Source organism: uncultured Campylobacter sp., assembly GCF_938002845.1.
Taxonomy (GTDB): domain Bacteria; phylum Campylobacterota; class Campylobacteria; order Campylobacterales; family Campylobacteraceae; genus Campylobacter_B.
Window position 1 is genome coordinate 1 of record NZ_CALKZP010000014.1, and the last position, 25079, is coordinate 25079.

The following is a 25079-nucleotide window of genomic DNA, read 5'->3' on the forward strand; positions in this document are numbered from 1 at the left end:
GAGGACGGTTACTATAAAATCGCTAAGAAATAGCGGCGGAATCGCGAGGTAGAATTTCGTTTCGCAATTTAATGGCAAAATTTTATCGAGATTTCGCAGGTGGAATTTTGCGTCCAAATTTTTAATAGGTGAAATTTTACGTAAATAACTCGTGATGACGTGATGAAATAATAGGGCGCGTAATTTGGATTTAAAATTCTCCAAAAAATAAATTTAATTGGCGAAAATTCTAATGGCAAAAATGCGGGCGCAAATGCTTCGGCTACAGAAAATTCCAATATCAAAAAAATATAATTTTAGAAATTCCGCCTCGCAAAATTCTGGCAGCGAAGATTAGAATGCCGAAAATTCTAATAGCAAAAATTCCGATATCAAAAATTCGGGTGTGCAGAATTCCGGCGCATAAAATTTAGCTCGCATGATGAAAAATAAAGCTACGTTAAAATTTAAAAATTTCACCGCCTACGCCGCGCGCTCTTTTTGGATCCGCACAAAGCTCGCGCGAGCAGGTGCAACTCTTTGCTACGTACGTCCCGCCGAAGCTGCTTGCCTAGAAAGATCAAGCGCCGATGCGACGCCGAGCGGAGTGGGTAAAAATTTAAAAAGTCAAAATTTTAAAAGCCTAAATTTTAAAAACCAAAACGCTACGAGTACGAATTGCGAGGCAGGACGCTACATAGATTTTAGCGCGGATTACGACATAAATCTCGTCAAGGGTCACGGCATAAACCAAAGTATGACTTACTACGACATACGCCCTAGTGCAGATCGCGACATAATTTCTAACGCAGATTATGATATAAATTCCAATAGGGATCGCGCCGTGAATTTTAAAATTTCAAACGCAAATTTAAAAACGAATTTAGCAGTTTTAAAAGCAGATTTAAGGACGGATTTTAGATTATGAAATTTTTAAATTTAAAAGTTGCTGCCACTATATTCGCACTATTGCTAGCGGGATGCGACGGATGGAAACACCATCTAAGCACTGACGGCACCTCGCTCGCCTCCAAGTTCGACCCCTCCGAGCGCACGCTAAAGATCGAGGGTAACGACAAGCCGTTCGTGCTATTTTTCTACGTAAGTAGCCGAATTTAGAAATTCTAAAATTTTAAAATTTAGATAAAATTCTACGATTTAGAATTTTGATAAAATTCCGTAACTACCAGCTTCCGCTAGCACCGCCTCCGCCGAAACTTCCGCCGCCTCCACTGAAGCCGCCTCCGCTAAAACCTCCACTTCCTCCAAATTTGCCAAAATCCCCGGATGAGCCGCCTCTAATGCGCGATGAGCGCGCGATTTCGCTTATGATGTCCGCGCTCGAGATTATATCCTCGTCACTTCTTCTGCGACGCGTCACGCGGCGGCTTAGTATCGCAAAAAGCAAGACTGCAAAAAGTACCATAAAGATCGCAAAGTCCTTGTTGCTCGGATCCTGCTGCGCGTTGGCGTTAAGGGGATCAAATTTTATATCGCCGCCTTCGATCGTGCTGATGATCGCCGAAATCCCGCTAATGACGCCACTTTCGTAATCTCCCTGCCTAAAATAGGGCAGAATTTTATTGCTGATGATGCGTTTGGCGCGCATATCGGTTAGCACGCCCTCTAGCCCGTATCCGACCTCGATACGCACTTTATGCTCGTGCGGAGCGACGAGCAGCAGTACGCCGTTGTCGCGCCCTTTTTGCCCGATACCAAGAGCGCGCGCCTGCTCTACGCCGATTTCCTCGATAGAGTAGCCGCCGAGCGATTTTAGGCTTATGAACATGATCTGGTTTGTGGAATTTTTATCGAAAGTCATTAAAATTTCATTCAGACTCTCTCTCGCGGCTGGGCGTAAAATGCCAGCCTCATCGATTACAGCGGTGCCGTTTGGATGGGCCAGATACTCGCTAGGTGCGGCGACGCTTATTGCAAATAGCGCCATTATGGCAAAAGCAAATCTCCAAGCCACTCTCATTGCAGCTCCACCAAGGTCTCTTCTATCTCGTTGTTTTCGCTATCTTTAGGCACTTGCATGGCTAGCTTGCACAGCGCGTCCATCGCCTTTAAAACAGCAGGCTCAAGGCCTTGCGTGCTGGGGTTAAATTCTGTCGTGATACGTTCAAACTCACCCTTAGAGATAAACTCCGCCGCTTGCGCGCCGCAGATGATATGAGCGCAGCGCTCGCGGACGCAGACGCAAAACATTATTGCTTCTTTTACGCTGCCATAACGCTCGTAAAATTTTTGCATCGCAAACTCGCCCGAGAGCCGAAGTCTGCGATATTTAAGCGTGATTAGAGTTAAAAGCGTGGGGCATTTAGCTAGCAGAGCTTTAATCGCAATGAAGCTAAGTGCTACGATTTGCAGTAGCTCAGCTTTGCTTATTTGCGGCACGAAGCACAGAACGATGCCGATCGCAAACGCCGTCACTGCCGCCGCGCTATAGCTAGCTTCGCAGTCCTCGCTTGCTTCGCGCGCGACCACGCAGACGATCTGCGCACCGCTTGCGGCTTCGGCTTTCGTGATTAGCTCGTGGATTTTTTGCTTGCACTGCTCGCTTAGCATTTGCCGCCTTTAGCGTTATTTAAACGAGACGCTAGGGGCTTTTTGGCTTGAGCTATCAGCGCTAAAGCTAGGTTTGGCGCCGCCTAGTCCTACTATGCGCGCGATGATGTTTGTAGGAAAGGTCCTAATTAGCTTGTTGTATTCCTGCACCGAGGCGATGTAGTCCTTGCGCGCTACGGCGATGCGGTTTTCCGTGCCTTCGAGCTGATTTTGCAAGTCGGCGAAATTCTGATTTGCCTTGAGATCCGGATAGCGCTCGACTACCAGCATCAAGCGCGATAGGGCTGAACTAAGCTCGCCTTGAGCGCCGTTAAATTTCGCAAACGCCTCCGGATCTTGCGCTAAACTTTCTGCATTGATATTGACAGCGGTTGCCTTAGCGCGGGCATTTATGACGCCTTCTAAGGTATCTTTTTCATGGCTTGCGTAGCCCTTGACGGTTTCTACGAAATTTGGAATCAAATCGGCGCGGCGCTGATATTGATTTTGTACCTGGCTCCACGCAGCCTTAACTTCTTCATCTTTGCTTACGAGTTTATTGTAAACAGGCACTGCAAATATCGCAAACGCAATCACCGCAATCACTAAGACGATTAGAGCTTTGATTAAGATATGAAGCCCTCCTTTTTGATGCGGATACTCTCCTCCGCCAAAGCTCCCGCCTCGCGCAGATAAGCCTTTATCGTCGTAACCTATACGCTCGTTATTTTCTCCTTGCAGCTCTTTCATTGAAATCTCCTTGGGATGTTGGAATTTAATTTGACTAAAATTTCATATTCGATCGTGCCGAAGCGCTTAGCCCAAATCCGCGCATCGTCCAGCACGCAGATGCGCTCGCCGCTGAATTCTGCGCAGAAGCTATCCATCGACATTTTTCCGAGCATTTTTTGCCCGCTTGCAAGCGCTAGCTTGCCCTCGCCGTCGTAGCGAAATAGCCCATCGGCATAACCTAAATCGTATGTTCCGATCCTCATATCGCGTGGCGCTTCAAATTTCGCGCCGTAGCCCACGCGCTCGCCTTTTTTTAGCACGCGCGAGCTGATTAGATCGGCATAGAGCTTTAGCACAGGGCGTAAATTTAGGCTCTCGTCAAATTGCGGATAGCCGAACTGCGCCATACCCACGCGTACGTATTCGTCCTCAAAGCCTGCACTTCGCTCGATAGCTGCGGAGTTGCTCGAATGAAATTTTAAATTTTCAAAGCCCGCGGCGGCGGCTTTTTGCCTCGCGAGACGCTTAAATTCTATGAAATTTTGCCTTTGTGCGAAAAAATCTCCACTTAGCTCGTCGCTTGTGCGAAAGTGCGTGAAAAAGCCGTGAAGCTTAAATCCGCCCTGCTTGCATAGCCTAAGCGCCTCATCTAACTCGCTCGCACTGATGCCGTTTCTATGCATTGCGGTATCTGCAGCGATATAAATTTTAAGCCCTCGTTTAAGACGCGAGAAGTAGCTCATATCGTTGATTGCGTAGCAAAACCGCTCATCCTCGTCCCCGCGCGGAATGTGCGAGAGCACTAAAATTTCGCCGAATAGATCCGCGATCTGCGCAGCTTCCGCAGCACTTCGCGTTACGACGCGTACGAAGCCTAGCTTTGCCGCTTCCTCGCAGCAAAGCCTGCAGCCATGACCGTATGAATTATCCTTGGCTACCAAAAATACTCGCTCCGCTCCACCTACTTTGGCGGCGATTTGCGCTAGATTGTGCACATAAGCGGCGCGATCTAAGATGATCTCAGACATCGAAGTCTAGTCCGTAAGTGCGGTATAAATATGGCAGCAGCTTGCGCGCGGCGTAATCGTAGCCGTAGAATTTCGCGTAAACTTCCTTCAGGCTAGCCGCGCCTGCGCGCTCGAAATCAAACACGTCGGTACCCGCGATCTTAGGAACACGCTCATCTAAGAATTTAAAAAATTCCGCTCTCGCAGCCAAAAGCTCTTTTATATTTTTCTCAACCTCTTGCTTTTCAGATTCGTTCATCTCTGGTCCTTTAAATTTTCTAGTTTACCTAAAAATACGCGCTGCATTTCGTCGCGAAACTCGGGACTAGAGGCCTCGAAGCGAGTTACGATCACGGGCGTGGTGTTGCTTGCCCGTACGAGCGCCCAGCCGTCATCAAATCGTACTCTGATGCCGTCGATCTCGATAATATCGCGGATGGGTGGCAGCTCCGCGATACCTGCGTGGATTTGAGCTTTAAGAGCTTCGATGATCTTAAATTTCGCCTCCTCACTCGTATTAAATTTTATCTCGTCGGTGCTAAAAACTCGCGGTAGCTTGTCTAGTTCGGCGTCTAAATCATATCCTTTAGCTACGAGCTCAAGCACGCGCATCATCGCATATACGCCGTCATCAAAGCCAAAATATCGCTCTTTAAAATAAATATGCCCGCTAACCTCCGCGGCAAGATCAATACCGAGCTCCTTCATCGCCTTTTTGATATTGCTGTGGCCGGTCTTGCCCATGAAGCTTTTGCCGATCTTATCGATGGTATCGTACATCGCCTGCGAGCATTTGACCTCGCCTAGGATGCGCGGGCGGTGCATGTTTAGAGCCAGTAGGCAGGCTAGCTCGTCGCCTTTGATATTGCGGCGCGGAGTTAGCACGGCGATCCTATCGGCATCTCCGTCAAAGCCGAAGCCCAAAGCCACGCCGTCTTGCTTCATCGCGACTTTAAGATCCGCTAAATTTTTCTCCTCGCTTGGGTCTGGGTGGTGGTTTGGAAAGTTGCCGTCTGGCTGCGGGAACAAAACTTTAGCGTTTAGATCCAGCCTTTCGATGATTTTAGTAGCGGTAACGCCTGCGGCTCCGTTTGCGCAGTCAATGATAAAAGGCGCGGCAAAGCCTTTAAGCGCTGCAAATTCCTTCTCAAAATATGCTAGATACTCGCTTAAGATGTCGTACCTCTGGGTGCTTGTATCGGTTGGAATTTTAAAATTTGAACTCATCAGCTCTCGCACCTGCGCGCCCAGACGTTTCAAATCCGCGCCAAAGAAGCTATCCGTGCCGATCGTTATCTTAAAGCCGTTGTAATTTTTGGGGTTGTGCGAGCCGGTGATCATTACGTTTGCGTTAAATTTATGCGTAAATACGCTAAAATAGCCCACCGGCGTCGGTAGCAAGCCGATATTATAAACCCGCAACCCGGCGAAATTTAGCCCGCTTACGAAATAGCCGAAAAGCTCATCCGCGCTAAGACGGGCGTCGTATCCCACGCTAACGCGCTCAAGCCCGAGATTTGCGATATGTTTGCCAAGCGCGAAGCCGATCGCCTTTACGCTGCGCTCGTTTAGCTCCTCGCCCACGATGCCGCGAATATCGTATTCTCTAAAGATATCTTCGATCATAAAATTCCTTTAAATTTAAATCGCGGTATTTTATAAAAACTTGCTTAATATTTATATTATAAATGATAAAATCGCCGCTAAAATTCCAAAGGATTATTATGAAAAAATTTATTCTAGCAGCGATTTTAGCGGCTTTTGCTTGCGCGGGCGATTACGAGCTCGTAGGTAGCGTAAATACTTCGTTTAGAATTTTTGGCAAAGACGATCGCATCGAAGTTATCGCGGTTAAAGATCCTAAGATCGACGGCGTGACCTGCTACGTCTCTTACGCCAAAAAAGGCGGTGCCAAAGAGATCATCGGCGTGGAGGAGGATCGCTCCGAAGCTTCTGTTTCGTGCGTGCAGACAGCGCCTAAAATCATCATCAAAGAGGAGCTGAAAAAAGAGGATATTTTTGAAAAACGCAGCTCGTTAATTTTCAAAAAGACCCACGTAGTTAGGCTTTACGACGCGGTGCAGGGCTCGCTAATCTATTTGGTTTATTCAGACAAAGTGATTGACGGCTCGCCCAATAACTCGATCTCGGCAATCCCGTGCCATCAAGCCGTGGGCGACGTGTGCGAGCTCGCATATACCCAAGGCAAAAAATAATAAGAAGTAATTTCGCAAAGATAGAATTTTATCGCAGCGGAATTCTAAATTAGAAATTACGCGATGAGATGACGCACGAAATTTAATAGAATTCGCTAAATTTCACAGCATTTTATAAAATTTTATCCGAGCCGTTAAATTTCTGCGCGAATGCCTAAGATGAGAATTTTACCGCTTTATCAGAGCATCTTAACGCATATTCGCGCTACGCTAGCAGGCGTGCGCTTGCAAGCCGTAAAATGAAAAATTAAGCAATTTTTGCTAAAATCTCGCGATTTTGAAAACCCTCGTAAATCTAAAGGAAATCAATGAAGACATTTTTTAGTATGGAGTGCGCGTCAGTGATGCTACTGATTTTGGCGCTAGCCTGTGCGATCGCCACTTTCGTAGAGACCGCTTACGGCACGGAAGTAGCTTGGGCGATGGTTTATTCTACTGCGTGGTTTGGCGCGCTGATGGTGCTTTTGGGAATAAATTTAACCTACAATATCTATCGCTACCGCATGATTAAGCTTCGCACGCTGCCTGCGCTAATCTTTCACGCGAGCTTTTTGTTTATGCTTGTTGGAGCAATTTTGACGAGATATTTCGGCTTTGAGGGCAATATCCATATAAGAGAGGGCGGCGAAAGCTCGATCGTAACGACCAAAGACGAGGTCGTTCAGCTCCTTACTTTAGGCAGCGATGGCGAGTTTATCTCCGCCGATGAGAGCAAATTTTTAAACGGCGCAGGACGGATGAACTTCGATCTCAATCTAGACGTAGAGGGCAGGATCGCAAATTTAAAATTTAAAGAGCTTGTAGAACATGGCGAGCTAAAATGGGTGCAAGATCCGACCGGACAGGCTCCTGCGCGCGTGGAGCTATTATTTTCCAACAACGTTGGCAGCCAAAATGTCTCCTTGCAATCAGGCGAAAGCATGGATATAGGCGAGCTTAGTATCACTTTTAACGCAGAGCCTAAAAGTAAGAATTTCATCTACATAAAATCCAAAGATGGCAAATTCTATCTAAACTCAAGTCTTGATATAAACGCCACTAAAATGGCTGATATGAGCACTGCGCCGCTTAAGAGAAACGAGGATAATCCTCTAGGCAATCTCTTGCTTTACAGCTTCGACGGGATAAATTTCGCCCCTGTTAGTCTGCTTAGCTCCGCGGTCGAGAAATTTGTCCCAGTCGATGCGAATTTACCGGGTGAGCCCGGCGTAGTAGCTACGCTAAGCTTTGCGGGGCAGAGTCGCGAAATCTACGTGCCTAGGGATTCGCATGGCGCTAGCTACAAGGTGGGTGATAAGAATTTCATCGTAGCCTTGGCGCCAAAGATGCTTCATCTGCCTTTTAAAATCGCGCTTCGCGACTTTGTGATGGATCGCTATCCAGGCACCAATTCGCCCTCCGGATATAAAAGCGAAATCACGTTAAAAGACGGCAATTCGAGCTTTGATTATGATATTTTTATGAATCACGTGCTCGATTACGGCGGATACCGATTTTTCCAAAGCTCATACGACACGGATGAGCGCGGCACCGTGCTTTCGGTCAATAAAGACCCCGGCAAAGTTCCAACTTACATCGGTTATTTTTTGCTTTGCGTGGGGATGTTTTTTAACTTTTTTAATCGGGGCTCGCGCTTTTTCAAGCTCTCGCGCCTAATCAGCGAAAATACGCATCTTGCTCGAGAAAAAGATGTAAATTCTAAAAATTCCGCGTCTAGCTCGGTGCCCGCAAGCTCCGCAGAAAGCTCCATATCAAAACGCGCCAAAAAATCGCGACGCGGTACTAAAGGCGCGGCATTGGCATTAGTAGGCGCGTTGGCTTTGAGTTTGGCCGCATTGTATCCTAGCGCATCAAATGCCGAACAAAACTCCACGGCACAAAATTCTACTTCGCAAAATTCCGCCTCAAATGCAGCCGCAGAAAATTCAGCGCCGCAAAGCTCGGCTAGCGTGCAAAATTCCGCGCAGAATTCCGCCGCTGAAAATTCCAAACAAAGCTCCACTCCGCAAGAATCTGCAGCGGAGCAAGACTCCGTCCCGCCGCATAATTTTTCTACTATGGGAGGCGAGCTAGCCGTGCCGAAATTTGATCCTAAATTTAGTGAGGATTTAGCAAGCCTCGTAATTCAGGGATTTGATGGGCGAATGGAGCCTTTTGATACTGTTTCTAGGGAGCTTTTAAATAAAATTTACCGTGCCGACGACTATAAGGCACCAAATGGTGAAATTTTAAACCATAACGCCGCTGCGCTTTCGTTTATGCTAAATCAAAGCTACTGGAGGCGTGCGCCGATTATCAAGGTTAGCGAGCCGGAGCTTAAGAAAATTCTAGGTATGGATGAGAAGCAAAGCCACGCCAGCATGATGGATTTTTTTGAATTTAAAGGCGGCGAGAGCTACTACAAGCTCGATAAAATGGTCGAGGAGATCAACCGCAAGCCTTTGGGCAATCGTGGCGTGCTAGATAAAGAGATCATCAAGGTAAATGAGCGCGTAAACGTCTTTTACTCGGCGTTTATGGGGGATTATTTTAGAATTATTCCGGTTAAGAACGCTAAAAATAACGAGTGGCTTTCACCGCTATATCTAGGCGATGCGCTGGATCAAAACGAATCAACTGAAGTTAAAAAGATGATGGGAATATTCGTTTCGTCCGTGGTCTATGCCCAAGAAAGCGGGGATTGGAGCGGCGCAGAAAAGATGCTAAGCTACGTCAAAAAATACCAAGCGCAAAACGGCGCAAACCTAATGCCTAGCGAGAGCGCGATAAAATATGAAATTTTATTTAATAAGGCTAAAATTTTTTCTCGCCTCTTTCCGATTTACACTATCTCGGGATTTTTGCTTCTGGTCTTTATCTTTTTGCGAATGATGAAGCCCGCTCTTCGCTTAGGCGGCGCATTTAAGCTCGTTTATGTCGTAAATATCGTCGCTTTTATCGCGCATACTGCAGGTCTTGCGCTACGAGGCTATGTTTCGGGGCACGCGCCGTGGAGCAACTCCTACGAATCGCTCATCTATATCGCGTGGGCGCTGTCTCTAAGCGGAATATTCTTTTCTAAAAAATCCGCCATCTCGCTGGCGCTTACCTCGATAATGGCGGGCATCACGCTGATGGTGGCGCATCTTAGCGACATCGATCCGCAAATCACCAATCTCCAGCCGGTCTTAAAATCATACTGGCTTACGATCCACGTCTCGGTAATCACCGCGAGCTACGGATTTTTAGGCCTTTGCATGCTGCTTGGAATTTTTACCCTCGTGATGTTTCTGTTCGATAAGAAAAACCCCGAGATCGCGCGCAATATCGCAGAAGCCACGCATATCAACGAAATGTCGATGATCCTAGGTCTTTGCTTACTGACGGTAGGCAACTTCCTAGGCGGCGTGTGGGCGAATGAAAGCTGGGGGCGCTACTGGGGCTGGGATCCAAAGGAGACCTGGGCGCTCATTACGATTTTTATCTACGCGGTAGTCGTACATTTTAGGTTTATGCCTAAGCTCAATAATCAGTTCGCCTTTGCCGTAGCCTCGATGTTTGCGTATTTTAGCGTCATAATGACCTATTTTGGTGTAAATTTCTATCTAAGCGGCATGCACTCCTACGCTAGCGGCGAGCGTATTCCGGTGCCGGGCTGGGCGTACGCGATGGTCGCTTCGATGGTGGCTCTTGCGATCGCGGCGTATTTCCGCTCGGGCAAATCGGCTAGACTTTAGATAGGTGGGGCTCAAATTTTAGAATAATAATTTTGAAATTTCGCCCGGATTTCGCAGCTTGCCGAGGCTTTATGGATTTATGAAATTTATCTTTAAATTTTGGCTAGGCTTTAGGATCCCGCAGAATTTTATAGAATTTTACGGCTCGCGATTACGCTAAATTTTAAAATTTTGCATCGCGACAGAATTTTTGATGCTTGAGATTTTAAGACGTCGTAAAATTTTAATGATTTGGAATTTGCACCGCTATGGGATTTTAATGTTTTAAATTTTACTTCTAGTGGAATTTTTTCATACGACGGAAGCGCGACGTAATTTAGAATTTTAAAATTTCAGCTAGCGCGCTAGTGCAAAATTCGCCCCGCCGCTGCCATAACCGAACAGTGAAATTTTAAAATTTTAAATTCCGCGCCATGATAGAACATGACAGAATTTGAAAATTTATAAAATTTTAAACTGCGAAAACGCCTCGCCAGGCATTAAAATTATCTTAAAATATAATTTAGCTTGCAAGATTAAGCTAAATTTCTGCTTATAATCATATTGATTTAATCTTTATTTGGCTAAAATTGACGCTTGTCAATTTCTTAATTTGAAAGGATAAAGATGTCTGATCTAAAACAGGATAGACGAGGCTTTATCGGGCTTACTTTCGGCGCAGTTGCCGCTGTGGGTGGCGTTTTCGCACTCGTGGGGATGAAGAAATCGTGGGATCCGCTACCTAGCGTGCGCGCCGCCGGCGTCACTACGGTAGATTTAAGTCCGATCAAAGAGGGCGAGCTTTATCAAACGCAGTGGCGCAAAAAGCCGATTTTCGTGCTTAAAAAGACCGCCGATATGCCTAAAAACGATGCCCGCGATGTCGTCGTAGGGGATGCTAGATATACGCTTTGCATCGGGCTTTGTACGCATTTAGGCTGTATTCCTAGCTACAAGCCATCGACGCAACAATTCATCTGTGCATGTCACGGTGGGATTTTCGATGCTAACGGCGTAAATGTGTTCGGTCCGCCGCCGCGTCCTATGGATATACCGCCCTTTAAAATCGACGGAACGAAACTCGTTTTAGGCGAAGAGGGCCCCGAATACCAAGCCCTAAAGCAGAAAGCATAGGAGGCGCAGATGGCACATATAAGAAAAGCTACGGGAGTTTGGGATTGGTTCGACCAAAGGCTCGCCGTAACGAAATTTTTCAAGGTGATGGTAAGCGAGTATTGGATTCCTAAAAATATCAGCTTCCTTTGGGCGATGGGCGTTATTTTGATGACGCTATTTATAGTTTTGTTCATAAGTGGACTGATGCTCGTGATGTATTATAAGCCAGATGTCAATTTGGCATTTGATAGCGTAAATTTCACGATTATGAAAGAGGTCGAATACGGCTGGCTATGGCGACATATCCACGCAGTATCGGCATCGGTCGTATTTTTGATCTTATACATTCATACTTTAGTAGCTATTTATTACCGCTCGTATAAGCAAGGACGAGAGATGATTTGGGTAAGCGGAATGCTGCTTTTCATTATTTTTTCGGCTGAGGCTTTCAGCGGCTATATGCTTCCATGGGGGCAGATGAGCTACTGGGCAGCGATGGTTATTACTAATCTTTTTGGTGGAATTCCAGTAGTTGGCGACGCGATAGTAGAGTGGATTCGCGGCGATTACGCCGTAAGCGATCCGACGCTGACGCGATTTTTTATGCTTCATGTCTGTTTGCTGCCTCTAGTGGTGGTTGCGGTGCTGGCAGTGCATTTTTATTCGCTTAGATTTCCGCATGTAAATAACCTAGACGGCGAGGAGATTGACTTTGAGCTCGAAGGCGAGAAGTATCTGCAAGGAAAAACTAGCGAAAGCAAGGTAATTCCGTTTTGGCCCGGCTTTTTGGCGAAAGATTTTTTCTACGTCAGTATCTTTATGATATTTTTCTTTTATCTAGTGGGCTTTCACTTCGATTTTGCGATGGATCCGATAAATTTCGAGCCTGCAAACAGCCTCAAAACCCCAACGCATATCTATCCGGAATGGTACTTCCTTTGGGAGTATGAAATTTTGCGCGGATTTTACTTCGACGTAGGGCCGCTTAAGGCTGCCGACATCGGGCTTATCGCATTTGCATTCGCTGGAGTTTCGCTATTTTTTATACCGCTATTTGATCGCAGCAACGTAGTAGCGCCCGCACACAAAAACAAAGCGTTTTTCATTTGGTTTTGGGTTTTGGTAATCGACATGATCCTGCTTAGCCTTTTCGGCAAGCTCCCTGCAGACGGCGCGGAGCTTGGTATCGAAAATAAATACTGGGGCTTTGCTTTATCGATCATATATATCGGATTGCTCGTCGTAGTGCTTCCGCTAATTACAATTGCAGAAAGAAAGAGGGTCTAGCCATGAAAGAGATAAGAACCCTAATCTTAGTGCTTTTTTGTGTGGGAATTTTATACTGGTTTATCGAGCCTTATGCTCATACTAAGCTCAGTCCGCACACCGATCCGGTAAATTATGACTTTGCAGCAGGCGATACGGCTTTAGCCGCGCATAACGTAGCCGCAGCAGAAAGCGCTTTGGCCGCAGCTGAAAAAGGCGGGGATGAGACGATGATAAAAAATTCTAAAAAAGCCCTAGCCAGCGCGAAAGAGCAACAAGACAAAACGGTGCTTTTTTGGAATGAGATAAATAAAATCGATCTTAGCAAAGGCGATGCCGTGCGCGGCGCCGAGACCTTTACAAATGCAGGCTGCACCGCATGTCATGGAGTAAAAAGTGCAAATATCCCCGCTCCTATGGACGCGGCAAGCGCTAGTGCCGCATACGGCGTCAATCCTCCGGATCTTAGTAGCGCAGGCTATCTATACACTGATAAATTCTTAGCTGCACTCATCAAAGATCCGATCATGGCTCTTAAGCTAGATCAGAAATTTGGCGACGAAAAACCTTTTCCGATGCCTGGATTTTTCGGTATAGGCGGTGATCTAAATCAAGAGATCGCCGATATCGTAGCCTATCTAAAGTCGCTCGCTCCTAGCGAGGATAAGCTAATCGCCTCTGAGGCTGCTGCTAGCGGCATCAAACAAGGCACCGAACTAGACGAAGCGCAGAAAAAATTCCTTTTAAGTAAGGCGGTTTTTGAGGATGCTTGTCTAAGATGCCACGACGTCAAATATGATAAGCTCTTTGCATCCAGCGATAAGGCTAGCTTGGCTGCGTATATGGGCTCGACGCCTCCTGATCTTTCGATGATGATCCGTTCTAAGGGCGCCAACTATCTACACGAGTTTATCAATGATACGCAAAAGAAGCTTCCAGGCACTTCGATGCCGCGCGTAGGCTTGAACGAAAACGCTGAAGCCAAGGTCGTGGAGTATCTAGCTGATGTAGGCGATAGCAAAAAATCGCAGCGTGAAGCTACGACCATAAATATTATGATTTATTTCTTGATCCTTTCTGTTTTTGCAGGTCTTTGGAAAAGCAAAATTTGGTCGAAACTTCATTAAAATTTTAGCAGTCGGAGTAAAATCCGACTGCCTTTTAAAATTCCGCCATATCCTAAATTCTATTAAATTCTATCTATCAAAAAGCTCTTGCAATTGAGAATTTAGCCGCTTTCGTGCTTTATGATAACCGCTTTTTTTATTACTTTTTAAGATTTTTCTACATATAATTGCCACTCGATTTTGAAATTTAATGTATGAATTTAACTCAAGAAGGTTCAGATGAAATTTTTTAAATTTGCGGTTTTAGCTCTAATTTTTCCGCTTGCTATGCTTTTTGCGGATACGGATTATCGCGCCGAAGCAGCGACGATAAAAGAGAAATTTGCTCAAGCGATCAAGCTTTATGTCGATGGTAATAATTCTGAGGCTAGAAAGATAACTCAAGAGGCGTATTTTGGACATTTTGAAAATCTAGAAGCCGGCATTCGCATAAATTTGGGACAGAAAAAATCCTACGATATGGAGAAGCAATTCGGCGATATCCGTAAAGCGATCAAAGCCGAAAAGCCTCTAAATGAGATCCAAGCTATGATCGATAATCTAAATCGCGAGATTGACGAGGTTCTGCCTGTGATTGAATCTGGTCATCGTCTCGTAGCCGAGTATCAAGACGGAGGCGATGGCAGCACTTCTGCGCCAGCCTCAGATGGGAATTCCGCAGCATCCGGTACAACTTCGCCTTGGATGAGCGTCTATACGGAATTTAAAACTGAGCTGGATAACGCTAAAGTTGCGTTTGATAAAAAAGACGCTGCTGCGTTAAAGGTTGCGCTAAATCGCGCTAAATTTGATATCTACCGCAACGAACGCCTAGAAGAGGCAGTGCGAAAATATGTCTCATCTCAGACCGATCAATCAATCCAGCAAATTATCGGAAATCTCTTGCGCGAGGATGCGGATACAGACAAATCAAAATTTGACGAAGCGATAAACGCCCTAGATAATCTAGCATTAAAAGCCGTAAATGATTTGCCGCAAGAAAGCTACTCCATAGCGCCACAGACTGCGTTAGCTCAAAGCGATACTAGCGAGGATGAAGGCAAGGATTTTACGCCGATTGTGCAAAATATCAAAGACAAAATGGCTAAGGTTTTGGCGCTTTATGAGAGCGGAAAGGTTGATGACGCGATCGACGAGAGCGGTAATATCTACTTTGATGAATACGAAGAGAGTGGTATGGAAAATATCGTCGGTGCTAAAAATACTCAGCTTAAGCTAGACACCGAAGCAAGCTTTAATAAAATTTCAGCTCTTATGCGCGCGGGCGCTTCCAAAGAGCAGATCGTAGCGGCGCAAAATAAGTTATTTGATCAGCTTACCCAAAGCCTAGAGCTAACGAAAAAATCAAGCAACTGGGATCTATTCTTATACGCGTTTATCATCATCTTGCGTGAAGGATTTGAAGCGCTCATCATCGTAGCCGCAGTCATCGCTCTACTTATAAAATCCGGCAACTCAAAGCACCTAAATATCGTTTACAGCGCTCTTGGCGTCGCGGTTGTGCTAAGTATCGCTACGGCTTACGGGTTGAATTATATCTTCGGTAGCGAAAATGCAGGACAAACGCGCGAAGTGATGGAGGGTGCGGTGATGTTAATCGCCGTGGTGCTGCTATTTTACGTGGGCTTTTGGCTTCTTTCGAATGCAAGCTCCAAAAAGTGGAGCGCCTATATCCAAGGTCAAATTTCAAACAGCCTAAGCTCTGGCGATAGCAAGATGCTTTGGTGGACGGTATTTTTAGCGGTTTATCGCGAGGGCGCAGAGACGGTGCTATTTTATTTGGCACTACTTTTCGATGCTAAAAGTCCGGCAGCTACCAGCATGGTAGCAGCAGGCTTTGTAGCGGGTCTAGCGGCTCTTATCATAGTTTATATCGTCATCAAAAAATTCTCGCTTAAAATCGCTATCAAGCCGTTTTTCATCGCTACGTCAGTCATTATCTTTTATATGTCCGTCGTATTTGTGGGTAAGGGCGTGATGGAGCTAGTCGAGGGCAAGGTATTCGTGCCTACTGTGATAGACGGGCTTCCTACGATTACGTGGATCGGATTTTATCCTTACGTCCAGAGCCTCGTGCCGCAAGCGGTGATGATCGTGCTTCTAATCGTAGGAATTTTAATCTTAAAAAATAAGCAAAAAAACAAATCTTAATAAGGAGAGAAAAGATGAAAAAGATTTTTTCAGGTATGTTGACGCTAAGCCTAGCCTCTGTTATAGCAATGGCAGGAGAACATCCAATCGGCGAGCCGATTGAGCAAAATGGAATGGAGATCGCGGCAGTTTATCTTCAGCCTATCGATATGGAGCCTAAAGGCATCGATCTAGCTCCTAGCAAGGCGGACATCCACCTTGAGGCGGATATCCACGCTATCAAAGGCAACGCAAACGGATTTGGCGAGGGCGAGTGGATCCCTTACCTAAAGATCGCTTACGTGCTTAAAAACCTAGATACCGGCAAGATCCAAAAAGGAAATTTCATGCCGATGGTAGCTAGCGACGGCCCTCACTACGGCGCCAATATCAAGATGGTAAATGGTGTAGGCAACTACGAGCTAACCTACAACATCGAAAATCCAAGCGCCAACGGATTCGGTCGCCACGCAGACAAAGCGACCGGCGTAGGCAAATGGTGGGAGCCGTTCTCGGTTAAATACACCTTCCAATACACAGGCGCTCCTAAAGAGTAAATCGTAGCAGGCTCCGCCGAGTCCGTTTTGGCGGGGCTCTAGCGGTATTGGGTTTAGCCGTACGCTTTAAATTTAAGGCGGTTACTTTAGCCCGTTTAAATTTGCCATTACGCCGCAGCCAAAGCGCATCGTTTTTGCTTTAATGCGTTTAAGCTTACGAATCTTTTTAACTGCGGCAAAATTTTAAAATTTAGCGCACCGCAAGGACGAAATAAAACCAAAGCAATAGCGAGGCGAAATTTCTCTTTGCGGGCGGCTCTTGCCGTTGCGAACTTTTTTGCAAGCGGATTTGAAATTTTAAAATTTACAAAATGGCGTAGGTTTTAAAATTTTAAAATTTAAGCAATTATAGGCGATTTACGCGCATTAGACTCGATGAGGATTTTTAATGACGATATTTTTTTATCACGTTAGCTTGGCTCTATTTCCGCTCGCGTTTTTAAGCGCGTATCTGGGCGGCAGGCGCTTTATCAGCGCATCGTTTTTGCCCGCGCTTTTGGGAGCTGCATTCGGGGCGCTGTGCTTTAGCGCATTTGCGCGCTCGGCAAACGCCGATACGGGCAAGATCGTGTTTGATGCGCTCGCACTTTTAGCGCTGCTCGCGCTACTGCTTGCGTTTAAGTTTAAGCGATTCTATCTTACCGCTATAGTTATTTTTGCTCTTGGTTGCGCGTATGGATTTGAATACCGCTTCATAGGGATGAATTTTAAAATTTTCTCCGGCGAGCTACTGGACAGCTTCAGCCTAACCAACCTCTTCATGGCGGTTTTAGGTGCGCTGGCGCTCATTTTATTCTATTTTATTTATCGCTCAGCTCTAGCGCGTACGAGTAGAGGTGCAAAGCTGGCGTCATTCGTCATCGCGTGGGCGTTTGCCTTTATCGCCAAAATCGGCTTTTTGGGCCTTGATCTGCGCCAGGCAGACGCGCCCAAAGCGCTAGCTGCGAAGGGTTTTGAAGGGCTTTCAAACGCGATCGGCTCGTCCGAGTTTCTAAGCGTCATCGCTAAAATCATCCACTACAACAACTCCTATCTGACGCTAGCTCTTTGCCTTATAGCCGCGCTAATTGCGCTACTTACGGTATTTCGTGCGCCAAGTCGAGTGCCTCGCGAAGCGGACATTATAAAATTTAGAGAGGTTAAGGCGGGCAGATTCGCCATTTTTAGAGATTTTAGCCTGATTTTATCGCTTGGGGTTTTAATCAGCTTTTTGGGGCTTTATTATATCTTGGTCGCCTCAAAACCGCCTACGATCGATGAGCCTAAGATTATCGAGCCGCAAGGCGCGGAATTCATAATCGATGCAAACATCGTAAAGGACGGCAAACTGCACCGCTTTGCCTACGTCACCGACGACGGGCATAAGGTTAGATTTTTTCTACTAAACCGCTTCACGGACAAATTTGTCCCGGTCGCGGTTTTTGATGCGTGCTCGATCTGCGGCGATATGGGCTATATCAAAAAAGGCGATGAGCTCATCTGCATCGCTTGCAACGTGCGTATCTTTTTGCCGAGCGTCGGCAAGCTTGGCGGCTGCAATCCGATCCCGCTGGATTATAAGCTAGAGGGGCAAAATATCGTCATCGCGCTTAAGACGATTGAAGACGGCGCGTCCTATTTCTCGGAGATTGTGGATAAAAAGGTGATCGATCCGGTCAGCAGAAAAGAAATTTTAAACACCTCTAAATTTAGCTATCTTTACTACGGACGCACCTACTTTTTCGAAAGCGAAGCGAATGCAAACGCCTTTACCGCGCATCCCGAGCGCTATGTAGATGAAAACGGCACGCTAAAGGAGCTTAAATAATGTTTTTACGCATCATCAAATCCTCCATTTTAAACTCCAGGGATAGCAAAATTTTAGCGTTTTTGACGATATTTTTATCGGTTTCGCTGATCGCTTGCATGCTAAATATCACGCTAAAAATTGGCGATCAGGTCGCTAAGGAGCTACGTAGCTACGGCTCGAATATCGTCGTGCTACCGCGCTCGCAAAGCCTAAGTATTGAGATCGGCGGGCGCGAATACTCGCCGCTTAAGAATGACGATTTCTTAAAAGAGAGCGAGCTGCATAAGATCAAAGAAATTTTTTGGCGCAACAATATCACCGCCTTTGCGCCCTTTTTAACTACCCGCGCGGGAGATTACGACGTCGTGGGGACATACTTCGAAAAGGACGTAGGAGTTAGCGACGAGCCTGATTTCAGATCGGGCGTGCGCTCGCTCTATCCGTTTTGGAGCGTAGAGGGACAGTGGGTAAAAGACGGTGCCGATGACGAGGTGCTTGCAGGAGACGGGCTTGGGCTAAAGATCGGCGATACGGTTAAGCTTGGAGATTATGAGGTTAAGGTTGTTGGGATTTTGCACGGCGCGGAGGATGAAGCCAAAAAGCTGATCGCAAATTTATCTCTGGTACAAAAGCTAATGCACAAAGAGGGTCTCATCGCCAAGGCAGAAGTTAGCGCCATGACGATCCCGGAAGACGATCTGTCCGTAAAGGCAAGAAGGAGTCTCGATAATCTAGACGCCACAGAATACGACACCTGGTACTGCTCAGCATACGTTAGCTCCATCGCATATCAGATCACCGAGGAGTATCCAAACGCAAGCGCCAAGGCGGTGCTTAGCGTCAGCGAAGCTCAAAGCGGCATCACGAAGAAGATTCAAAATTTAATGGGCGTCGTAAGCATTCTGTCGCTGCTGATTTCAAGCATCTGCATCACAAGCCTGCTAAGCAGCGAAATTTATAAGCGCAAAAAGGAGATCGGCTTGCTTAAGGCGCTGGGAGCAAGTAACTTTATGATCTATATCCAGTTCGCCGCCGAAATTTTTGTCATCTGCGTAGCAAGCTCACTCGTGGGTGCAGTCGTGGGATATGCGCTTAGCTGGGCGATCGCGTATCAAATTTTCGGCTCCTTTATCGGCGTGTCGCTGATGGTCTTTCCGCTTAGCATCGTCTTTGGACTTCTTATTTGCATTATCGGCTCGATCTTGCCGCTACGCGGAGTGATCAAGCTACTGCCTGCGGAGGTGCTTTATGGTAGGAAATAACGGCGCATTTTTTAGAGGCGCGATCTTTAAAAGTATCATCAACAGCGGCATTCGCAGCTTCGTGATTTTCGTCGCGATCATGCTAGGCAGCGCGGTTTGCGCGGCGTTCGTAAATATCTACGCCGACATCGATAAAAAGGTCGCCAGCGAGTTAAACAGCTACGGCGCAAATTTAATCGTAAGCCCCGCAAATTTAGAAAATTCCCATATGGACGAAGCGGCGCTCGATGCGAAATTTGCTAAAATTCCAGCTCTAAAAAGCGCGAATAAATATCTTTTCGGCAGCGCAAATTTAGGCGTAAACTCAGGCATCATCATGGGAGTGAATTTCTCCTCTCTGCGCGATACTATGCCGTTTTTGGATCTTAAAGAGGGCTCGTTTATCGGCGTGGATTTCGACGATAAAAACGCGCTCATCGGGCAGGATCTCGCCAAACTTTTGGGCGCGAAGCTCGGCGACAGTATCGAGATCACGCCGATCGGCTCAAACGAAACAAGCAAGGTAAAGATAAAAGGCATCGTCTATGACGGGCAGAAAGAGGACGGTATGCTGCTAATCTCGCTGGCGCTGGCGCAAAAAATTTTAAATCAGCCTGCGCAGGTAAATTACGCCGAAGCGATCGTAAGCGGCGATTTTAAGCAGCTTAGCGAAATTTCAAAAAGCCTAAGCGACGCTCAAATGAGCTTCGCGCCGATCGGCAAGGTATCCAAGACCCAAGGCATCATCTTAAATAAAATCAAGCTTTTGATGCTTCTTATCGGCATTACGATCCTTCTGATCACCTCGGTTTGCATCAACACGAGCCTTAGCTCGATCCTGCTTTCGCGGATCAAAGAGTTCGCGCTCATCCGTGCAATCGGCGCGAGCAAACAAAATTTGCTCCACCTAATCCTGAGCGAAATTTTAACCGTCTGCGTCGCAGGCTCGCTAGCTGGAGTATTCGTGGGATACCTGCTCGCGATCTTACTGGGGCATCTGATATTTTCAAGCAGCGTGGATTTTAGGCTGATTAGCCTCTTTGCGGCGGTCGTGCTGAGCCTGATTTTTGCGCTCGCGGCAAGCTACTATCCGATCAAAAAGGCGCTGAATCCGAATTTAGCGAATCTATTAAGGGAATGACATGGAAATTTTAAAATTTGAAGGCATCTGCAAATACTTCGGCGAGGTTAAAGCTCTCGATAATATCAGCTTCGACGTTTTAAGCGGCGAGTGGGTCAGCATAATGGGCCCAAGCGGCAGCGGCAAGAGCACGCTCGTAAATATCCTAAGCCTGATGGACACCCCCACCGCGGGCAGATATATCCTGGGCGGAGCCGACGCGAGCGCGCTAAACGACGAGCAAATTTTAGAATTTCGCCGTAAAAAGATCGGCCTCGTGTTTCAGCAGTTTCACCTTATCCCCTACCTAACGGCCGTCGAAAACGTTATGTTAAATCAATACTACCACAGCTGCGTGGACGAGGACAGCGCCAAGGCGGCACTTGATAAAGTAGGGCTCGCGCACCGCATCACGCACCGCCCTAGCGAGCTTAGCGGCGGCGAGCAGCAGCGTGTCTGCATCGCGCGTGCACTCATCAATGACCCCGATATAATCATTGCCGACGAGCCTACGGGCAACCTCGACGAGGCCAACGAGTGCGTGGTTTTGCAGCTCTTTCAGACGCTTCGCAGCGAGGGCAAGACGCTGCTTTTGGTTACGCACAACGAAGAGCTCGGTAAATTTGCCGACAAAGTGGTGCGCCTAAGACACGGCAAGCTCGATCGAATAGAGCTTTTGGATCAAAGCACGATGAAGCACAATCTCGGCTCGCAAGATAAAATTTCAGATTGCGATCCAAACAAAAGCGCTTCGCAAAGCTCTAGCGCCGAAGCTGCGAGCAAGCAAAATCCCGCCTCGCAAAATTCCGGCGGCGAGGATCAAAGCGCTAAAAATTTAAGCAACCAAAATTCCGATGCCGAAAATTCGGGCGCACAGAATTCCGATGCGTAAAATTTAGCCCGTATGATGAAAAATAGAGCTACGTTAAAATTTAAAAATTTCACCGCCCGCCCGCGCTATTTTCGGGTTCGCTTAAGGCTCGCGCGAGCAGGTGCGGCTCTTTGCTACGCACGTCCCGCCGAAGCTGCTTGCCTAGAAAGATCAAGCGCCGTTGCGAAGCCTAGCGGAGTGGGTAAAAATTTTAAAATTCTAAATTTTAAAAGCCGAAACACCACGGCGGGCACAGATTTCGACGCGGATCGCAACATACGCCTAGGCGCGGGTCACGATATAAATTTCCGCCCAGATCGCGCCGTAAATTTTAAAATTTCAAACGCAAATTTAAAGGCCAATTTAGCGCGCCCGAAGGCGGGTTTTAGATGATAAAATTTTTAAATTTAAAAGTTGCTGCCGCCGTGTTCGCGCTACTGCTCGCAGGCTGCGACGGATGGAAGCACCATCTAAGCAGCGACGGCGCCTCGCTCGCCTCCAAGTTCGACCCCTCCGAGCGCACACTAAAGATTGAGGGCAACGACAAGCCGTTCGTGCTGTTTTTCTACACTAGCGGCTGCGGCGCGTGCAAAGCCCAAGTGCCTGTGCTAAACGAGCTGCAAGCTAGCGGCGATGCGCTGATTATCGGCGTTTTGGGCGACGGTAAAGGTCTGGAAGCCGACGCCGCGGTCGCTCGCGAAAAGGGGATAAAATTCCCAAGCGTCAGCGGCGCGAGCTCGGTGAAATACTTTGAAACCATCGTAGGCGGCATTTTCGGCACTCCTACGTCGGTGATCTACGATAAAAACGGCAGAGCGGTCAAAAAACTCATCGGCCTCTACCCCAAATCCGCCTTCGAAACGCAGCTCAAGCTTATGAATTAACGAGCGGAATTTAATGCAGCCGGATTTACGGCGGCGGATCGCAAATGCCCACTAAAATAACACTTCGAGTTTAAAATTCCTTTCAACTTGCAGATGCCTTTGCGTTTAAATTTCAAAATTTAGGCGCGCAGCGGATTTAAGTATTCGCCGAGTTTTGCTAAAATTAGCTTTGTCACTAAGCTACTTAAAGGGCTAAAAAACGGCAATATTAAAATATAAAGGATACTTCAATGAGTAAGAAATCCCTTGCTTTAGGCGCTGCCGCGATACTTTGCGGCACGCTAAGCCTAAACGCCGAGGTCGCGACGACGCAGAGCGTGCAAGTAGATCTGAAATTTAACGCCGCAAATTTCACGCAAGAAAGCGTGATCGTAGGCGGCAAAAAGATAAAATTTCGCGCCTACAAAAACATAATCTACGTCGCAAAACCCGTAAGCGCGCACTATCAGAGCATGAATATCTTCATCCCGCAGCAGTATTTTGAGGGGCGCAAGAGCGGCAAATTTGACGCCGCGAGCGCGCCTATATTTTTGCCAAACGGCGTGGGCGGCTACATGCCGGGCGAAGCGGGCGAGGTCAAAATAGACGAAAGCGGCAAGCCAAACGCGATCGCTACGGCGCTTTCGCGCGGTTACGTCGTAGCCGCTCCCGCCGCGCGCGGACGTACGTTAAAGGGCGCAAACGGCGATTATATCGGTAAGGCGCCCGCGGCAATCGTCGATCTAAAGGCGGCCGTGCGGTATCTGAAATTTAACGACGCGGCGATGCCGGGGGACGCGAACAAGATCGTCTCAAACGGCACGAGCGCGGGCGGAGCGCTCTCGGCGCTTTTGGGCGCGAGCGGGGACAAGGCTGCGTACGAGCCGTATCTGAACGATCTGGGCGCTGCGAAGGCTAGCGATAAAATTTACGCGGCGTCCGCATACTGCCCGATCACAAATCTGAAGCACGCGGACGCGGCGTATGAGTGGATGTTCGGCGCACAGAGCGAATATGAAAAGATGGATTTTAGTGGCCTTGATGCAGCGGGATTTAACGAGCGCGGCGAAAATTCTAGCGGCGGCGATCTAAAAGCAAATTCCAAAAAAGGCGCAAATCAAAGCGCCGCAAAGCCCGCGCGCAAGATGCTAAGCGGGAAGCTAAGCGCGGCGCAGATTAAAATTTCAGACGAGCTAAAGGCGCAATTCCCCGCCTATCTGAACTCGCTAAGCTTAAAGGACGGAGGCGGCCGCACGCTAAGCTTGGATAAAAACGGCGACGGCAGCTTCAAAGATTACATAAACGGGCTCGTATCGGCCTCGTTTGCTAATTTTGCGGCGAAAAATCCGCGCGCGAAGGCGCCCCTATACCTCGCCGCCAAGATCAAGGATGATGCACCCCAATCGCATATGCTTTTTTGGGGCTATGCGACCTCCGAGCCGCGCGCCAAGACCCCGCCCGCATTCGACGGCTTTGCGCTTGAAAATCCCGAAAACGAGCTGTTCGGCGGCGCTAAATTTAACGCGGCGCATTTTACGGATTTTAGCGCGATGAATGACCCCGCCAAAGGGGTGCTAATCGCAGATGCGCGGATCGTAGAGATGATGGATGCGATGAGCCTCGTGCGCAACGAAAACGGCGCGAAGCATTACCGCATCCGACACGGCGCGAGCGATCGCGATACGGCGCTTGCGATCCCCGCGATTTTGGCGCTTAGCTTGCAAAATGCGGGCAAGAACGTCGATTTTGCCGTGCCTTGGGGGCAAGGACACGGTGGAGATTACGATCTTGAGGAGCTTTTTGACTGGATCGATAAAGTAGTCGCGCAGTAGACTTTACGGGCAAAATTTTACTTTGTAATTTAGAATTTTGCCCGCAGCTCTGCCGTAAAATTTTATCGCCCAAAGCTTGCTCTAGCAGATACGCAGGCGTGGCGCAAAATTCCGCTGCGAAATTCTATTACGGCAGAATTTTAGCGTCTCCACAAGACGCATAACGATTTGAAATTTTACAGCTAGTACTGGGAAAATTCCATAGAATTTTATCGCGGCGAAACGAGTGTGAATTAAAATTTAATAGGTTGCGACGATTTATAGCCCGGGGCTTTTAGCGCAATCCGCGCTAAAGTTCGGCGCAATCAAATTCTGCGAGCTAAATTTTAAATTTAAAGACCGAAGTATGCGATAAAATTTCGCGGCGTTTATACTATCCGATCGCAGCTCTTTGAGCACGCAAATATCACGTATGAGGCGCATCGGCGTGCGGACGATAAAATCCACCAAAATGAATGAAAAACCCAAGCAAGCGCGGCAAGCAGGCTAAATTTAAGGCGCGCTTCGCGATCTCCTGCGGAGCCAAGTCCGCTTTTGCTATCCATTAGGCCTGCTTCAATAATCCATCGGTACTAAAAAGCGCCGTTTAGGGTCTGTATCTTTGCGCCGTGTGTATAAATTTCATAATTTAGCGACGCTTTTGAGCGCAGCTTGGCCTATTTAAAGATCAGCACCCCGCGCAGCAGGATCGCTTCCCAAACCTGGTGCGCCGGTATCTTTGCGGCAGCGGCGCAACTCGGCGCTAAATTTAACGCTAGCTAGCATTGCGCTGCCTTTAGCTCGCGTGCGGCAAGCGCTCTATCTATGGCAACGCAGCTTCGGCATTAAATTTAAACGCGCTGTCTTTGCGCCGCCTCTCTAGCTTGCGTACGGCGGGCACCGCCTGCGATGACGCCAAAATGCAAGCCGCTTTTTGCCGCGGTGCGCCGCAAAAGAGCTTTTAAAATTTAACGCCCTAGCCTTTTGCGATCTCGTAAAAACCGTCTTT

At 47.5% G+C, this 25079-nt stretch carries 22 protein-coding genes and 1 pseudogene; 16 read left to right on the forward strand and 7 right to left on the reverse strand.

The genetic code is table 11. The annotated features are described in order from the left end of the window. Positions 1–421 precede the first annotated feature (421 nt). Both Q0224_RS01790 and Q0224_RS01795 read left to right on the forward strand, forming a co-directional pair. Entirely contained in the window at positions 422–907 is a 486-nt protein-coding gene (locus Q0224_RS01790; RefSeq protein WP_297948648.1) for a hypothetical protein, read from the forward strand. Then, positions 904–1098 (forward strand): hypothetical protein, encoded by a 195-nt coding sequence (locus Q0224_RS01795; protein WP_297948649.1) that lies wholly within the window; start codon positions 904–906, stop codon positions 1096–1098. Before Q0224_RS01790 ends, Q0224_RS01795 begins: the two co-directional genes overlap by 4 nt. A 64-nt stretch (positions 1099–1162) precedes the next feature. Here Q0224_RS01795 and Q0224_RS01800 read toward each other — a convergent pair whose 3' ends face one another. Genes Q0224_RS01800 through Q0224_RS01825 form a run of 6 tightly spaced genes read right to left on the reverse strand, consistent with a single transcriptional unit; the run spans position 1163 to position 5894 of the window. Further along, a complete protein-coding gene (locus Q0224_RS01800) occupies positions 1163–1960 on the reverse strand; it encodes a YgcG family protein (protein ID WP_297948651.1) in 798 nt (265 codons plus the stop codon). Then, positions 1957–2550 (reverse strand): hypothetical protein, encoded by a 594-nt coding sequence (locus Q0224_RS01805; RefSeq protein WP_297948653.1) that lies wholly within the window; start codon positions 2548–2550, stop codon positions 1957–1959. Before Q0224_RS01805 ends, Q0224_RS01800 begins: the two co-directional genes overlap by 4 nt. A gap of 15 nt (positions 2551–2565) precedes the next feature. Beyond that, entirely contained in the window at positions 2566–3279 is a 714-nt protein-coding gene (locus tag Q0224_RS01810) for a LemA family protein (RefSeq protein WP_297948655.1), read from the reverse strand. Beyond that, a complete protein-coding gene (locus Q0224_RS01815; protein ID WP_297948657.1) occupies positions 3276–4289 on the reverse strand; it encodes an alanine racemase in 1014 nt (337 codons plus the stop codon). Before Q0224_RS01815 ends, Q0224_RS01810 begins: the two co-directional genes overlap by 4 nt. After that, the gene (gene cmeU / locus Q0224_RS01820; protein ID WP_297895345.1) at positions 4282–4527 is read right to left on the reverse strand and encodes a CmeU family protein; all 246 of its coding nucleotides are present in this window, start codon (positions 4525–4527) and stop codon (positions 4282–4284) included. The genes Q0224_RS01815 and cmeU overlap by 8 nt, the downstream gene beginning before the upstream one ends. Further along, positions 4524–5894, reverse strand: a complete 1371-nt coding sequence (locus Q0224_RS01825; protein WP_297948659.1) for a phosphomannomutase/phosphoglucomutase — start codon at positions 5892–5894, stop codon at positions 4524–4526. The genes cmeU and Q0224_RS01825 overlap by 4 nt, the downstream gene beginning before the upstream one ends. A 98-nt stretch (positions 5895–5992) precedes the next feature. Here Q0224_RS01825 and Q0224_RS01830 point away from each other — a divergent pair, with 98 nt between their 5' ends. From Q0224_RS01830 to Q0224_RS01895, 14 genes and pseudogenes are all read left to right on the forward strand, one after another. Next, complete coding sequence (locus Q0224_RS01830; RefSeq protein WP_297948661.1) at positions 5993–6484, forward strand: CreA family protein; 492 nt, start codon at positions 5993–5995, stop codon at positions 6482–6484. A gap of 308 nt (positions 6485–6792) precedes the next feature. Next, complete coding sequence (ccsA, locus tag Q0224_RS01835) at positions 6793–10200, forward strand: cytochrome c biogenesis protein CcsA (RefSeq protein ID WP_297948663.1); 3408 nt, start codon at positions 6793–6795, stop codon at positions 10198–10200. Between the two features lie 606 nt (positions 10201–10806). Continuing rightward, entirely contained in the window at positions 10807–11313 is a 507-nt protein-coding gene (gene petA / locus Q0224_RS01840; protein ID WP_177387024.1) for a ubiquinol-cytochrome c reductase iron-sulfur subunit, read from the forward strand. 9 nt (positions 11314–11322) lie between these two features. After that, positions 11323–12582 carry a cytochrome bc complex cytochrome b subunit gene (locus tag Q0224_RS01845; protein WP_297948665.1) on the forward strand — a complete coding sequence of 420 codons (1260 nt, stop codon included), beginning with the start codon at positions 11323–11325 and terminating at the stop codon, positions 12580–12582. A gap of 2 nt (positions 12583–12584) precedes the next feature. Next, positions 12585–13688 carry a c-type cytochrome gene (locus Q0224_RS01850; RefSeq protein ID WP_297948666.1) on the forward strand — a complete coding sequence of 368 codons (1104 nt, stop codon included), beginning with the start codon at positions 12585–12587 and terminating at the stop codon, positions 13686–13688. A gap of 219 nt (positions 13689–13907) precedes the next feature. Further along, complete coding sequence (locus Q0224_RS01855) at positions 13908–15839, forward strand: FTR1 family protein (RefSeq protein WP_297948667.1); 1932 nt, start codon at positions 13908–13910, stop codon at positions 15837–15839. A 14-nt stretch (positions 15840–15853) separates the two neighbouring features. Next, the gene (locus Q0224_RS01860; RefSeq protein ID WP_297948668.1) at positions 15854–16375 is read left to right on the forward strand and encodes an iron transporter; all 522 of its coding nucleotides are present in this window, start codon (positions 15854–15856) and stop codon (positions 16373–16375) included. A gap of 388 nt (positions 16376–16763) precedes the next feature. Beyond that, positions 16764–18182, forward strand: coding sequence for a Fe-S-containing protein (locus tag Q0224_RS01865; RefSeq protein WP_297948670.1), 1419 nt, complete (start codon positions 16764–16766; stop codon positions 18180–18182). After that, positions 18182–19426, forward strand: a complete 1245-nt coding sequence (locus Q0224_RS01870; RefSeq protein ID WP_297948672.1) for an ABC transporter permease — start codon at positions 18182–18184, stop codon at positions 19424–19426. The genes Q0224_RS01865 and Q0224_RS01870 overlap by 1 nt, the downstream gene beginning before the upstream one ends. Continuing rightward, a complete protein-coding gene (locus Q0224_RS01875; protein ID WP_297948674.1) occupies positions 19413–20546 on the forward strand; it encodes an FtsX-like permease family protein in 1134 nt (377 codons plus the stop codon). The genes Q0224_RS01870 and Q0224_RS01875 overlap by 14 nt, the downstream gene beginning before the upstream one ends. A gap of 1 nt (position 20547) precedes the next feature. Beyond that, a pseudogene (locus Q0224_RS01880) lies at positions 20548–21186 on the forward strand (ABC transporter ATP-binding protein); the annotation flags it as partial. A 246-nt stretch (positions 21187–21432) separates the two neighbouring features. Continuing rightward, a complete protein-coding gene (locus Q0224_RS01885) occupies positions 21433–21789 on the forward strand; it encodes a hypothetical protein (RefSeq protein ID WP_297948676.1) in 357 nt (118 codons plus the stop codon). Further along, positions 21786–22280 (forward strand): TlpA disulfide reductase family protein, encoded by a 495-nt coding sequence (locus Q0224_RS01890; protein WP_297948678.1) that lies wholly within the window; start codon positions 21786–21788, stop codon positions 22278–22280. Before Q0224_RS01885 ends, Q0224_RS01890 begins: the two co-directional genes overlap by 4 nt. Positions 22281–22510: 230 nt before the next feature. Continuing rightward, positions 22511–24091 carry a subtype B tannase gene (locus Q0224_RS01895; protein WP_297948680.1) on the forward strand — a complete coding sequence of 527 codons (1581 nt, stop codon included), beginning with the start codon at positions 22511–22513 and terminating at the stop codon, positions 24089–24091. A 368-nt stretch (positions 24092–24459) separates the two neighbouring features. Here Q0224_RS01895 and Q0224_RS01900 read toward each other — a convergent pair whose 3' ends face one another. Beyond that, positions 24460–24636 (reverse strand): hypothetical protein, encoded by a 177-nt coding sequence (locus Q0224_RS01900; protein WP_297948682.1) that lies wholly within the window; start codon positions 24634–24636, stop codon positions 24460–24462. Positions 24637–25079 lie beyond the last annotated feature (443 nt).